The organism is Streptomyces sp. sk2.1, from assembly GCF_008120935.1.
In the GTDB taxonomy this organism is placed as follows: Bacteria; Actinomycetota; Actinomycetes; order Streptomycetales; family Streptomycetaceae; genus Streptomyces.
On record NZ_RDBO01000021.1, the window covers coordinates 159,405 to 172,020 of the forward strand.

8 protein-coding genes and 1 pseudogene are annotated in these 12,616 nt (G+C 72.1%); 2 read left to right on the forward strand and 7 right to left on the reverse strand.

The features are described from left to right. The first annotated feature begins 245 nt into the window (after positions 1 to 245). Entirely contained in the window at positions 246 to 1,565 is a 1,320-nt protein-coding gene (locus EAO76_RS11320) for a phytase (RefSeq protein ID WP_148835793.1), read from the forward strand. A gap of 100 nt (positions 1,566 to 1,665) precedes the next feature. Here EAO76_RS11320 and EAO76_RS11325 read toward each other — a convergent pair whose 3' ends face one another. The 7 genes and pseudogenes from EAO76_RS11325 to EAO76_RS11360 form a co-directional block, all read right to left on the reverse strand. Next, positions 1,666 to 3,393: an acyl-CoA dehydrogenase family protein gene (locus EAO76_RS11325; RefSeq protein ID WP_148835815.1), complete on the reverse strand. Its 1,728-nt coding sequence runs from the start codon at positions 3,391 to 3,393 to the stop codon at positions 1,666 to 1,668. Between the two features lie 216 nt (positions 3,394 to 3,609). Beyond that, a pseudogene (gene mnhG / locus EAO76_RS11335) lies at positions 3,610 to 3,918 on the reverse strand (monovalent cation/H(+) antiporter subunit G); the annotation flags it as partial. Continuing rightward, a complete protein-coding gene (locus EAO76_RS11340; RefSeq protein WP_148835794.1) occupies positions 3,915 to 4,241 on the reverse strand; it encodes a monovalent cation/H+ antiporter complex subunit F in 327 nt (108 codons plus the stop codon). The pseudogene mnhG and the gene EAO76_RS11340, both read right to left, overlap by 4 nt. Beyond that, positions 4,238 to 4,864 carry a Na+/H+ antiporter subunit E gene (locus EAO76_RS11345; protein ID WP_148835795.1) on the reverse strand — a complete coding sequence of 209 codons (627 nt, stop codon included), beginning with the start codon at positions 4,862 to 4,864 and terminating at the stop codon, positions 4,238 to 4,240. The genes EAO76_RS11340 and EAO76_RS11345 overlap by 4 nt, the downstream gene beginning before the upstream one ends. Then, complete coding sequence (locus EAO76_RS11350; protein ID WP_148835796.1) at positions 4,861 to 6,516, reverse strand: Na+/H+ antiporter subunit D; 1,656 nt, start codon at positions 6,514 to 6,516, stop codon at positions 4,861 to 4,863. The genes EAO76_RS11345 and EAO76_RS11350 overlap by 4 nt, the downstream gene beginning before the upstream one ends. Next, entirely contained in the window at positions 6,513 to 7,238 is a 726-nt protein-coding gene (locus tag EAO76_RS11355) for a Na(+)/H(+) antiporter subunit C (protein WP_148835797.1), read from the reverse strand. The genes EAO76_RS11350 and EAO76_RS11355 overlap by 4 nt, the downstream gene beginning before the upstream one ends. Continuing rightward, the gene (locus EAO76_RS11360) at positions 7,235 to 10,183 is read right to left on the reverse strand and encodes a Na+/H+ antiporter subunit A (protein WP_148835798.1); all 2,949 of its coding nucleotides are present in this window, start codon (positions 10,181 to 10,183) and stop codon (positions 7,235 to 7,237) included. The genes EAO76_RS11355 and EAO76_RS11360 overlap by 4 nt, the downstream gene beginning before the upstream one ends. 449 nt (positions 10,184 to 10,632) lie before the next feature. On the opposite strand from EAO76_RS11360, the gene EAO76_RS11365 reads away from it, so the two are divergent. After that, on the forward strand, positions 10,633 to 12,616 hold a 1,984-nt coding region (locus EAO76_RS11365; protein ID WP_148835816.1), incomplete at its 3' end, for a nitrate- and nitrite sensing domain-containing protein.

Consider the following 12,616-nt stretch of genomic DNA (forward strand, 5'->3'; position numbering starts at 1 on the left):
AGGTCCGCTTGGTTGGGATCCGGACCCGAGAACTTTAGTTCAGCAGATGATCTCCCAGGGGCGATCCGCGGGAACCCGGCCGGACCTCTTCCCTCCCGCGCCCGGTGCGCCGCCCGCGGCCGGGCCGCCGACTGCGGTTCCACGCAAGAAAGTTGATGGTCCATCCACCGTTCATCGCACCGCCGCCCGCCCTCCACCCGGCCCCCATAGCGTCGCCGCCGACCGTAACGCTACCGAGGAGTACTGTGAGCACTTCCGCTCTGACAGCGCTGACCGCCGCACTCGTGCTGGTGACCGGTGCCCCCGCGGCGCCGCAGCCGGTGTCCGTCACCGCGTCCGTGGAGACTCCCGCCGTCCACGACGACGAGGCGGGTGGCAACGCCGATGCCGACGACCCCGCCGTCTGGGTCGATCCCGACCGTCCCGGCCGCAGCCTCGTGATCGGCACCCTGAAGGAGGCCGGACTCGATGTGTACGGTCTCGACGGCAGGCGTCTGCAGCACATCGCCGCGCCGTCGGCGCCGGGCGGGGACGCGGCGCCGGGCCGGTTCAACAACGTCGACGTCGTCTACGGGTTCGAGCTGGGCGGCCGGAAGACGGACCTGGCGCTCGTGAGCGACCGGGGCCGGGACCGGATCCGGGCCTTCGCGATCGACCCCGCAGCCGTCGCGGCCGGCCGGCCGCCGCTGAGGGACGTGACCGCCCCCGACGTCCGGCCGGTCTTCGCCGCGAGCGAGTCCGAGGTGGACGAGCAGCGCACGGCCTACGGGCTCGCCGCGTTCAGCGACGGCGACGACGCCTATGTCGTCGCCTCGCAGCGCGAGGAGACCCGGCTGCGGCTGCTCGAACTGGAGGACCGCGGCGGCCGGGTCGGCTACCGGACCGAGGACACGCTCGACCTGCCCGCCTCCTTCACCCTGCCCGACGGGACCGGCTGGCGGCCGTGCGCCGACCCCGGCGAGCGCCCGCAGGTCGAGGGCATGGCCGTCGACCAGGAGGAGCACGTCCTGTACGCGGCGCAGGAGGCCGTGGGCCTGTGGCGCGTCGACCTCGACGACGAGGAGTTCGAGGCGCCCGAGATGATCGACCGGGTGCGCGAGTACGGCACGCCGTGGACGTACGACGCCGAGGAGGAGGAATGCGTCCTCGACACCGCCCATGACCCCGGCTTCGGCGGGAAGAACCTGAGCGCCGACGCGGAGGGCGTCACCGTGTACCACGCGGCGGACGGCGCCGGTTACGTGCTCGCCTCCAGCCAGGGCGACAACGCCTTCGCGGTGTACGGGCGGAAGGGCGGCAACGACCACGTCGGCTCCTTCACCCTCGACGACGGCCCGGCCGTGGACGGCGTGCAGCACTCGGACGGCTCCACCGTCGTCAACGTCCCCCTGGGCCGGCCCTTCCCCCGGGGCCTGCTGGTGACCCACGACGGCGAGGCCACTCCCGCGGACGGCGGACGCGAGGCCACCAATTTCAAGCTGACGCCCTGGAACGCCGTGGCGTCCGCCTTCCCCGAGCCGCTGACGGTCGACACCGGGTCGTTCGACCCCCGCGACACCGACTGACGCACGCACCGGTGGTCACCGGACCGTCCCGGGTGACCGTCCCCGGCCCGCGACGGGCCGGGGACGGGCCGGGGACGGACACGCAAGGGAACGGGAACGGTCACGGCGCCATCTCATAGGACCCGGACAACGCCTCGACCCGCTTCCAGACCCGGTCCGAGCGCCCCGCGTCCACGGCCGGGCGCCGCACGGCCCCCAGGGCCCAGAGCTGCTGCTGCTCGGTGGCGGAGTCCTTTCCGTGCAGTTCGACGGCGTGCGCGGAGAAGTCCCGTACGAGAACGGCGAACAGTTCGTCCAGGACGTCCTCGTCGAGCCCCGTCGGACCCGCCTGCTCCAGGACCAGCTGGCCGTGGACGACGAGCGCGAAGAGCTGGCCGATCGCGAGGAGCAGGTCCAGGTCGCGGCTCTGCTCCTCGTCGGGGGCCGCGGTGGCGACGAACTCGCACAGCGCGTCGGCCTGTTCGCGCAGGCGGCCGACGTTGGGCAGGTGGGCGTACGCCTCGTAGGCCGGGCGCCAGTCGTGGAAGCGCACGGCGCCCAGGCCGCGGGCCGGTCCCTGGCGGAAGAGGAACGTGTCGTCGGCCCCGTCCAGCCGGGTCGGCACGGGCGCGTATTCGGCCGGGTCCAGCAGGTGGTTCCGCATGAACTTCAGGATCAGCGCCAGGTTGACGTGGACGGTGCCCTCCAGCTTCGGCAGCCCCCGGATCTCGACGGCGGCCTGGGCGAAGTAGTTGTCCTTCTCGAAGCCCTTGGCGGCGATGACGTCCCACATCAGGTCGATGACCTTCTCGCCCTCCGTGGTCACCTTCATCTTCGTCATCGGGTTGAACAGCAGGTAGCGGCGGTCGTCGGGGCCCGCGGAGCGGAAGTAGTCGACGGCCCGGTCGCTGAACAGCTTCATGCCGACGAGGCGGACGTACGCGTCGGTCAGCTCGCGCCGCACGTGTGGGAAGGCGGTGACGGGGCGGCCGTACAGGATGCGGTTCTGCGCGTGGGTGACGGCCTCGTACATCGCGTGCTCGCAGATGCCGATGGAGGCGGTGCAGAGGTTGAACTTGCCGACGTTGACGGTGTTGAGGGCGGCGTCGAAGGCGGCGCGGCCGGTGTGCAGGACGTCCTGCGCGGCGACCGGGTAGTCCGCCAGACGGAACTCGCTGACGTACTTCGACGAGTCGACGACGTTCTTGACGAGGTGGTACGCCGGGTGGCGGCTGTCGGCGGCGAAGAAGACGTAGCCGTCCGGGCCCTCGATGTCGGTGCGGCGGCCGAAGACGGAGACGAGTCCGGCGGCGTTGCCGTTGCCGATGTAGTACTTGGAACCGGTGGCGCGGAAGCCGCCCGCGCCGTCGGGCTCCAGCAGCATGTCGGTGGAGTAGATGTCGGCGCCGTGGGTCCTCTCGGACAGGCCGAAGGCGAACACCTCGCCCTGGCGCAGGAGTTCGGCGGCACGGTCGCGGGCGGCGGCGTTGTCGCTCTGCCAGACCGGGCCGAGGCCGAGAATGGTGACCTGCCAGGCGTACCAGTAGTCGAGGCCGTAGAAGCCGAGGATCTCGTTGAGCGCGGCGATGCGGGCGGTGTCCCAGCGCCTGGTGTCCCGCTCCCCCTCGGCGGCGGCGGAGGTGGGCGTGAGGAAGGTCGCGAACAGCCCCTCCTCGGCGGAGAACGCGAGGAAGTCGGCCGGCCAGGCCCGCGACCGGTAGTCCTCGATCAGCTTGCCCTTGCCGCGCGCCTCGAACCAGTCGACGGTGGCGCGCAGCAGCCTGCGGGTCTCGGGGTCGAAGTGCGCCGGGTCGTAGGTGCGCGGGTTGAACAGCAGCGGATCGGTCATGGGGGTGCCTTCCGTTTCGGGCCGGTGGGAGGGGGCGTCGCGTCCGGGCATGCGTGTGCACGGGGCCGGGGGGTCCTCGACCTGGCCGGCGCCGTACTGGTCCTCGTCGGCGCGGCCGTCTGCCTGCTCGGCGTGATCGGCATGCTCCGCCTCCCCGACGTCCTCTCCCGCAGCCACGCCGCCACCAAACCGCAGACCCTCGGCATGCTCCTGACCCTCGCCGTGGTCGATCTGGCCGGTCCGGTAGGCGGACCGGGCCACCAGGTGGGCGGCCACGGGGCCGGTCATCAGCTGGAAGAAGCCGATCAGGCCGAGGGTCGCCAGGTCCATGCCGCTGCGCAGGCGCAGGGCGACCCCGGCGAGGGTCAGGAGCATGCCGAGGGTCTGCGGTTTGGTGGCGGCGTGGCTGCGGGAGAGGACGTCGGGGAGGCGGAGCATGCCGATCACGCCGAGCAGGCAGACGGCCGCGCCGACGAGGACCAGTACGGCGCCGGCCAGGTCGAGGACCTGGAGCCAGACGTTCATCGGGACTCCCCCTCGCGGCCGCCGTCCGGGGCCCGGCGCGGCGGCCGGTCGCGGACGGCGATGAAGCGGGCGATGCCGACCGACCCCGTGAACCCGAGGAAGGCCAGCACCAGCATGATCGGGAAGTAGAACGAGTCGCGCGCGAAGGCCGACTTGGCGGCCAGGCCCGCGATGATGAGGGCGGCGCACACGTCCAGCGAGATCGCCCGGTCCAGCATGGACGGCCCCCGCCAGATCCGGGCGAGCAGTCCCGCCCCGGCGACGACGATCAGCACGACGGACGCGGTGAGCAGCGCCCGTTCGACGGTCTCCGGCGTGCTCATGTCCCAACTCCCTTGCCGGGTACGACTGGTGGCGGCGGCTCGGCGACCCGGGCGATCTCGTCGGCGGTGCCGAAGGCCCGTACCGTCAGCGCCTCCAGGCGCCACACCGAGCGCCGTGCCGCGTCGAGCACGGCGGGCCGGTCCGCGTCGAGGACGTGCAGGAAGACGGTGGCCGTGGCGCGGCGCACCTCGACGACCGATCCGCCGGGAACGTTCGACACGGCGACGGCGGTGGCGGCGAGCATCAGGTCGGAGCGGCAGCGCAGCGGTACGGCGATGACGGCGGCCCGGTGCGGGTGGTCGACGAAGATCTGCCGGGTGACGCGTACGCCCGAGGTGTACATGTCGTAGAGCAGATAACCGGCGAGCATCAGGATGCCCCAGGGGTGCAGGCGGAGTCCGAGGTCGACCCGGGGCAGCGGGAAGGCCAGGCAGACGACCACCGCGACGACCGCGCCGGTCAGCAGGTTGACCCAGTTGGGGCTGGACCAGAGGAGCACCCAGATGAAGGTGAGCCAGGCGATCAGCGGGAGGTCGAGCACGCGCCGTCGGCGCCCGACGAACTCGCAGCTGAGGGGCGGCAGGTCCTTGTCCCGGAAGGACAGTTTGATCAGGCGCTTCACCGGCCGAGCACCGCCTGTGTGTAGGGCGTCCGCGCGATGAGTTCGGCGGCGGCGCGGTCGGTGTAGGAGGTCAGCGGTCCGGCGAACACGGTGAAGGCGAGGCCGAGTGCGACGGCCGCCGCGGTCGCCCCGGTCATCGGCCGCGGCAGTTTCGTCGTGGTGGTGACGGCGTGGCCGTGCAGGGTGGCCGTGACCGCCCGCCCGGCGGGCTGGTGGCGGGGGTGCACCGGTTCGTCGCCGCTGCCGGGGATGCGGTCGGGGCCCTCGTCGGTGTCGGTGTCGTCCTCGTCGGAGCCGGACTCCAGGACGGTGCCGTACGCGGCCTGTCCGGGCGGTGCGGCCCGCCAGAAGGCCAGGTTCCAGACCTTGGCCATCACGTAGAGGGTGAGGAGGCTGGTCACCGCCGATCCGGCGACGAGGGTCCACGCCCAGAAGCCGCCGTCGGCGACCCCGGCCCGCATCAGCCCGAGCTTGCCGATGAAGCCGGACAGCGGCGGGATGCCGGCCAGGTTCATGGCGGGGACGAAGAACAGTGTGGCGAGCAGCGGGGCCGCCTTGGCGAGGCCGCCGATCCGGGTGAGTTCGGTGGTGCCGCCCCGGCGTTCGATCAGCCCCGCCACCAGGAAGAGGGTGGTCTGGACGGTGATGTGGTGGGCGACGTAGACGATCGCGCCGCCGTACCCGTCCCGGGTGGCGAGGCCGATGCCGAAGACCATGTAGCCGATGTGGCTGATGAGGGTGAAGGAGAGCAGCCGTTTCAGGTCGGTCTGGGCCACGGCTCCGAGGATGCCGACGACCATCGAGGCGAGCGCGGCGGCCATCAGCAGGTCGCCGAGCCGGTTGCCGGGGAAGAGCAGTGTCTCCGTGCGGAGCATGCAGTAGACGCCGACCTTGGTGAGCAGGCCCGCGAAGACCGCGGTGACCGGGGCGGGCGCGGTCGGGTAGGAGTCGGGGAGCCAGGCGGCGAGCGGGAAGACGGCGGCCTTGATGGCGAAGACGGTGAGCAGCATCGCCTGGATCAGGGTCTGCACCCCGAGCGGCAGTTCGCCGAGTCGTCCGGCCAGTTGCGCGAAGTTGGCGGTGCCGGCCGCCGCGTAGGTCATGGCGATGGCGGTGAGGAACAGCATCGACGAGAACAGCGAGATGATCACGTAGGTGGAGCCGGCCCGGACCCGGGGGCCGGTGCCGCCGAGGGTGAGCAGGACGAAGCTGGCGACCAGCATGATCTCGAAGCCGACGTAGAGGTTGACCAGGTCGCCTGCGAGGAAGGTGCAGGCGACCCCGGCGACCAGGATCAGGTACGCGGGGTGGAAGACCGCGACGGGGGTCTCCTCGTCGCGGTCGGCCATGCCCTGGCCGAGGGAGTAGACCAGCACGCAGAGCGTGACGGCGGAGGACACCGTCAGCATCAGCCCGGAGAGCCGGTCGGCGACCAGGGTGATGCCGAGCGGCGGCGCGAAGTCGCCGAGGTCGACGGTGAGCGGGCCGCGGATGTCGGCGACGATCATCAGGGTGACGGAGAGTCCGAGCACGGCACCGAGCACGGCGACGCTGATGAGGCGCTGGACCTGTTTGAGTCTGGTGCCGAAGGCGAGGCTGAGGCCGGTCGCGCAGAGCGGCAGCAGCACCGGCAGGGGGACGAGTGCGTTCATCCGGTGGCTCCTGGATCGGCGTCGTCGGGGCGGGGGTCTTCCGGGGAGTGCCCCCGCGGGTCGTCCTCGGGGCGCGGGCCGACCTCGGAACGGGGGTCCTCCGGCGGGCCGTTCCCGGTGCGCCGGTCCCCCGGGTCGGTGTCCTCCGTGCGCGGCCGCTGTCGCGCGTAGTCCTCGGGGTCCGCGCCCAGTACGTCGTGCCAGAGGTCGCCGGCGGCGTACCGGCCGCGTGCCTGCAGGGCCCGGTCGGCGCGCAGCCGGGCCCGCAGCCGGCGGCGTTCCTCGCGGTAGCGGGCGCGCTGCTCGTCCGTGACGTCGTCGGCGGCCCGGTACCGCTCGCGCAGTTCGTCGCGCTCCCCCAGCACCTCGGCGCGCAGCGCGATGCGCCGGTCCTCCAGGTCGTCGTGGACCTCGTCCGTGCCGGTCAGCTGGTGGCCCCGGTACGCCATGGCGAGGAGGAACGCCGTGGTGGCGAGGGTGATGACGATCGCGGTGAGCGCGATGGCCTGCGGCAGCGGGTCGGTGACCCGCCTCAGCGGGACGCCGTAGAGGAGCGGTTCCTCGCCGGCCGAGCCGGTGGCGGAGAGGACGAGCAGGTTGATGCCGTTGCCCGCGATCACCGCACCGAGCAGGATGCGGGTGAGCGGCCTGGTGAGCATGAGGATGCCGCCGACCGCACAGAGCACCACGGCGGTGGCCAGGAGCGAGGCGCTGACCGTCATTCGGCGACGCCCCCCGTCCCGAAAGCCGTCCCGGGGGCTGTTCCCGGTGGTGCGCCGGTACCGGCCGCCGCGGCCCTGGCGGCCGCCTTCTCGATCACCGCCCGCTCGATCTGCCGGTCGATCTTGGCGCCGAGCGCCCGCACGATGTCCAGCACCACGCCCAGGACCAGCAGGTAGACCCCGAAGTCGAAGAGGATCGGCGTGCCGATGTGGTACTCGCCGATCAGGGGCAGCCGGCCGTGGTGGGTCCAGGCGTGCAGGACCGTTCCGTCGGCGAGGCCGAGCAGGGCGACCCCGGTGGAGACGAACAGTCCGAGGCCGGTGAAGAGTCCGGGCTGGAGCGGTGCGGCCTCGGCGAGTTCGAAGCGTCCGCCCGCCAGGTAACGGGTGATCAGCGCGAGTCCGGCGACGAGTCCGGCGACGAAGCCTCCGCCCGGCATGTTCTCGGCGCAGAACAGCAGGTACACCGAGAGCACCAGGACCGGGTGGAACAGCAGCCGGGCCACGACCTCGAAGACGATGGAGCGGTGTTCGGGCGCCAGCGTCGAACCGGCCGCGAGCCAGCCGCGTTCCGGTGCCCCCTCGTCGCCGTGCGGAAGCCCCGTCAGGCCGGGGGACGTCACCGACCAGGCGGTCCGTCCCCGGATCTCCTCGCGCGGCGGTTCCTCGGTGCGGCGGTGCAGGTAGATCAGGCTCGTCACCCCGATCGCCGCCGCGGCGAGGACGGCGGACTCCCCCATCGTGTCCCAGGCGCGCAGGTCGACCAGGATGGTGGCCACGACGTCCTTGAGCCCGTGGTGGGAGACCTCCTCGACCATGGCCGCGCCCGCCGGGTCCGCGGTACGGGCTGCGGCAGCGACCCACACCACCGTGCCGAGCGTCGCCGCCGCGGCCAGGGCCACCGGGATGCGCACCGCGCGCCGCCAGGTGCTGACCGACTCCTGGAAGTGCACCGGCATCCGCCGCAGCACCAGCACGAAGACGATCATCGACACGGTCTCGACGCAGAACTGGGTGAGCGCCAGGTCGGGGCCGCCCTGGACGACGAAGAGCAGCGCCGCGCCGTATCCGGTCAGTCCGGCCAGTACCACCGCCTTCATCCGGCGGCTGACGGTGAGGCACAGGAGGGCGGCCGCGCAGGTCAGTGCGGCGACGGCGCCCTGCAGGGGGACGTCCCAGAGCCGCGGGGCCGGGGCCCCCTGCCACGGCCGGTCCACGCCGAGGACGGTGAGCTGTCCGGCCAGCATCACGAGCAGGGTGGTGGCGAGGTAGACGGAGAGCGAGCCGCGCTGGACGAAGCCGGTGAGCTGGAGCGAGAAGCGTTCCAGGCCGAGCAGCAGATGTCCGAAGACGCTGTCGGCGGTCGGCCAGGCGATCCGGCGGGAGAGCCGGGTCACGGTGGTGCGGCCCAGGAAGAGCACCGCGCCGCCCGCCGTGGCGACGGCCGAGAGCAGCAGGGCGGTCCCGAAGCCGTGCCAGAGCGCGAGGTGGTACGGGTACGGGGACGGCGGGAACGTGTCCGCGTACGCGCCGAACAGCCGGTCGGTCCATTCGACGCCCGGTCCCAGCACCAGTCCGCAGAGCGCGAGCAGCGCGGGCGGCGCGAGGAAGGCCGGGCCCACCCGGTGCACCGGGGTGTCCTCGACTCCGGGCTTGCGGGCGAAGGCCCCCCAGACGAACCGCGCGGTGTACGCGACGGTCAGGACCGAGCCGGCGACGGTGAGGCCCAGCGCCCAGTGGTCGGCGGTGGAGCCGTGCAGCAGTGCCTCGAACGCGGCTTCCTTGGCGGCGAATCCGAGCAGCGGCGGCAGGGCCGCCATGGACGCGGCGGCGAGCACCGCGACCGCGCAGACGTGCGGCAGGGCCCGGCCGACACCGGAGAGTCTGCGCAGGTCGCGGGTGCCGGCCGCGTGGTCGACGATGCCGGTGACGAGGAACAGCGGGGCCTTGAAGCAGGCGTGGCCCAGGATCATGGCGGCCGCGGCCAGTGCCGTGTCCCGGGTGCCGGCCCCGGCGAGCAGGGTGAGGAAGCCGAGCTGGCTGACGGTGCCGTAGGCGAGGACCAGTTTGAGGTCGTTCAGGCGCAGTGCCCGCCAGCCGCCGAGCAGCATGGTCGCGGCGCCGAGGACGATCACGACGGGCCGCCAGACCGGCACGTCGGCGAAGGCGGGCGCGAGCCGGGCGACCAGGTACACCCCGGCCTTCACCATCGCGGCGGCGTGCAGATAGGCGCTGACGGGCGTCGGTGCGGCCATGGCGTTGGGCAGCCAGAGGCTGAACGGCCAGATCGCCGACTTGGACAGGGCCCCGCACAGGATCAGCAGCACCGCGATCGAGACGGCGGGTCCCGTCGGGGGCGGGTCGGCGAGGATGGCGGAGATGCGGTACGTGCCCGCCGTTCGGCCGAGGAGGAGGAAGCCGACGAACATCGCGAGGCCGCCGAGCGTGGTGACGGTGAGCGCCTGGAGTGCGGAGCGGCGGCTGTGCTTCTGCTCGCTGTCGTATCCGATCAGCAGGTACGAGAAGACCGTGGTCAGTTCCCAGAACACGTAGAGCGAGATCAGGTCGTCGGCGAGGACGAGGGCGAGCATGGCGCCCGCGAACGCGAGCAGGTTCCCGGCGAATCCGGCCAGTTGCGGGGTCCGGCCGGTGAAGTACGAGGCGCAGTAGAGCAGGACGAGCGTGCCGATCCCGGCCGCGAGCAGCACCATCAGTTCGGCGAGCGCGTCGAGCCTGAGGTCGACGGTGACGTCGTAGGCGGGCATCCACGGCCACGACCAGGTGACGGAGCCGCCGGACGCGGTGGTGCTCCACTGCGTGGCCGCCCACCCGGTGGTGGCGGCCGGGGGCAGCGCGAGGAGGACGAAGGCGCGGCTGCCCAGCGCCCGCACCAGCGGGCGCGCGCAGGCGGCCAGGACGAAGTGGCAGACGATGAGAGCGGTCATGCGGTGCCGGTGGGCGTCCCGCGCCCGCTCCGGGCGGACGTCCGGGACCTGAACGATGCATTACGGGCGAAGAGCACCGAATACAGATATATCCCTGACGGCTCTTCACCCGTACGGCGCGCCGCATCCGGTGCGGCGCGGTGGGCCCGTCACCCCGGGCGCAACCCCGGAACCGGCCACTCCCCCACCGCCGTCGAGGGTCCGGGGAAGTGCGGGACGCACCCCGGCCGCTGCGCGAACCCTTGTGGACCGGGCGACTTCAGGGCTCGGTGATGAAGCTGTGCGCGATCGGTGATGCGCATGTGAGCCCGCTATCTGTTCGTTTTTTCACTGTGACTAATATCTTCCCGTCCAGATTCTCAACGGATTTGACCAGTCATGAGGCTGGCACCATCGTCAAGGAGCACGCCCTGCGCACGCGCGCCTCACGGCGGACCGGATCGACCCCCATGTCGTTGCGGACAGCCCTGCTCGTACTGGCCATCGTTCCCGGTGTCGCACTGGCCGCCCTCTGGGCCGTCACCAGCGGCCAGACCCTGCTGGACTTCCAGCGCCAGGCGGCCCAGGGGCAACTGGCCCAGAAGGCCGGTCAGCCGTCCAACATCGTGTACTACAACCTGCAGGAGGAGCGCCGGCTCAGCGCCGAGGCGCTCGCCCGGCACAAGGGCGCCACCGAGGCACTCCAGCAGCAGCGCAAGCTGACCGACAAGGCGGTCGAGAGCTTCCGTTCGCTCTCCGACGTGGCCACCGACGACGCCCCCTCCGAGGTCCGCGACGCGGTCGCCGAGGCCCGCGAGGCGATCGACCAGCTGCCCACCCAGCGCACCCTCGTCGACGAGGGCGGCAAGGAGCAGCAGAAGGCCGTGTACGGCTACTACACGGACCTGATCGCGGTCGACCTCGAACTCTTCGCGGCCCTCAGCCATGTCGACAACGGCCACATCACCACGCTCTCGCAGCCGCTGGTCGACCTGTTCTGGACCAAGGAGATGATCTCCCGCTCGGACGCCCTGCTGGCGCGCGGCTGGGCCGACGGGAAGCTGAGCGCCGCGGACCTGCGACTGGTCCGGGAGGCCGTCTCCGGCCAGGAACTCCAGTACTCCACCAAGGTCGTCCCCATGCTCCCCGCGGACGAGAAGGCCATGTGGCAGGAGATCACCCGCAGCGACGCCTGGAAGGCCAAGTCCCGGGTGGAGAACGAGGTGCTGCGCCCGGCCGAGGCCGACGCGGACGGGTTCGTCGCCCTGGACGCCCGGGAGGAGACCTGGCGCGGGGCGATCGACGAACTCGACCCGCGGATCGAGGAACTGCTGGAGCACCGCACCGCCCTCGTGGTCGAGGAGGGCAAGGGCAGCGTCATGTCGCTGCTGCTCAGGATGGTGCTGATCAGCGTCATCGGTCTGCTGGCCGTGATCGCGGTCATCTGGACCACCTGGCGCCTCACCCGTAACCTCCGGCGCCGGATCGGTCATCTGCAGGAGCGGGCCGAGGAGCTGGAGAAGGCCCTGCCGGAGGTCGTCGAGCGGCTCGCGCAGGGCGAGCGGATCGACGTCGAGGCCGAGGCCCGGGCCATCGAGCGCGACGGCGAGAACGCCGGCGACGACGAGCTGACCCGGCTCGGCGACGCCCTCAACCTGGCCCGCACCGGCGCGCTGGCCGCGGCCGTCAAACAGGCCGACCAGCACCGCGGCTTCGAGCGCCTGCTCCAGCGCATCGCCCGCCGCACCCAGCAGCTGATCGGCCAGCAGCTGAAGAAGCTGGACGAGCTGGAGCGCAAGCACGAGGACCCGGAGGTGCTCAACGGCCTCTTCGACCTCGACCACCTCACCGCCCGACTGCGGCGGTACGAGGAGAACCTGGTGATCCTCTCGGGCGGTTCGCCGCACCGGCGCTGGCGCAAGCCGGTCCCGCTGCTGGACGTGATGCGTTCCGCGCAGGGCGAGGTGCAGGACTACCGGCGCGTGGTGCTGGACATCGACGGCAGCCCCTGGCTGTCGGAGCGCGCCGTCGGCCCGGTCTCCCACGTGCTGGCCGAGCTGATCGAGAACGCGCTCAGCTTCTCCCGGCCGCCGAGCCCGGTCGAGGTCAGGGCCGCCAAGGTGATCCGGGGCCTGGCCATCGAGGTCGAGGACCGCGGCCTCGGGATGGACGAGGAGCAGCTGGCGGCGGCCAACGAGCTGATGGCCCGGCCGCCCCGGATGGACGTGCTCGCCCACGCCGACGACATCCGTCTCGGCCTGTACGTGATCGCGCGCCTCGCCGACCAGCACGGTCTGCGGGTGGAGTTCCGCTCCTCGGCGTACGGCGGCACCCGCGTGGTCGTGCTCGTGCCCGACGAGCTCACCGTGCCCGAACCGCGGACCGGCCCGGTCGGCGTGCGCGAGCACGTCCATCCGGGGCGGCCGGGCCATCAGCTCGTTGGCCGCCGCCAGC

Bases quoted from the DNA above. Each gene is read 5' to 3' on its own strand.
- EAO76_RS11340 (WP_148835794.1), bottom strand. From the start codon at position 4,241: ATGAGCACGCCGGAGACCGTCGAACGGGCGCTGCTCACCGCGTCCGTC.
- EAO76_RS11360 (WP_148835798.1), bottom strand. From the start codon at position 10,183: ATGACCGCTCTCATCGTCTGCCACTTCGTCCTGGCCGCCTGCGCGCGC.
- EAO76_RS11350 (WP_148835796.1), bottom strand. From the start codon at position 6,516: ATGAACGCACTCGTCCCCCTGCCGGTGCTGCTGCCGCTCTGCGCGACC.
- EAO76_RS11355 (WP_148835797.1), bottom strand. From the start codon at position 7,238: ATGACGGTCAGCGCCTCGCTCCTGGCCACCGCCGTGGTGCTCTGTGCG.
- EAO76_RS11325 (WP_148835815.1), bottom strand. From the start codon at position 3,393: ATGACCGATCCGCTGCTGTTCAACCCGCGCACCTACGACCCGGCGCAC.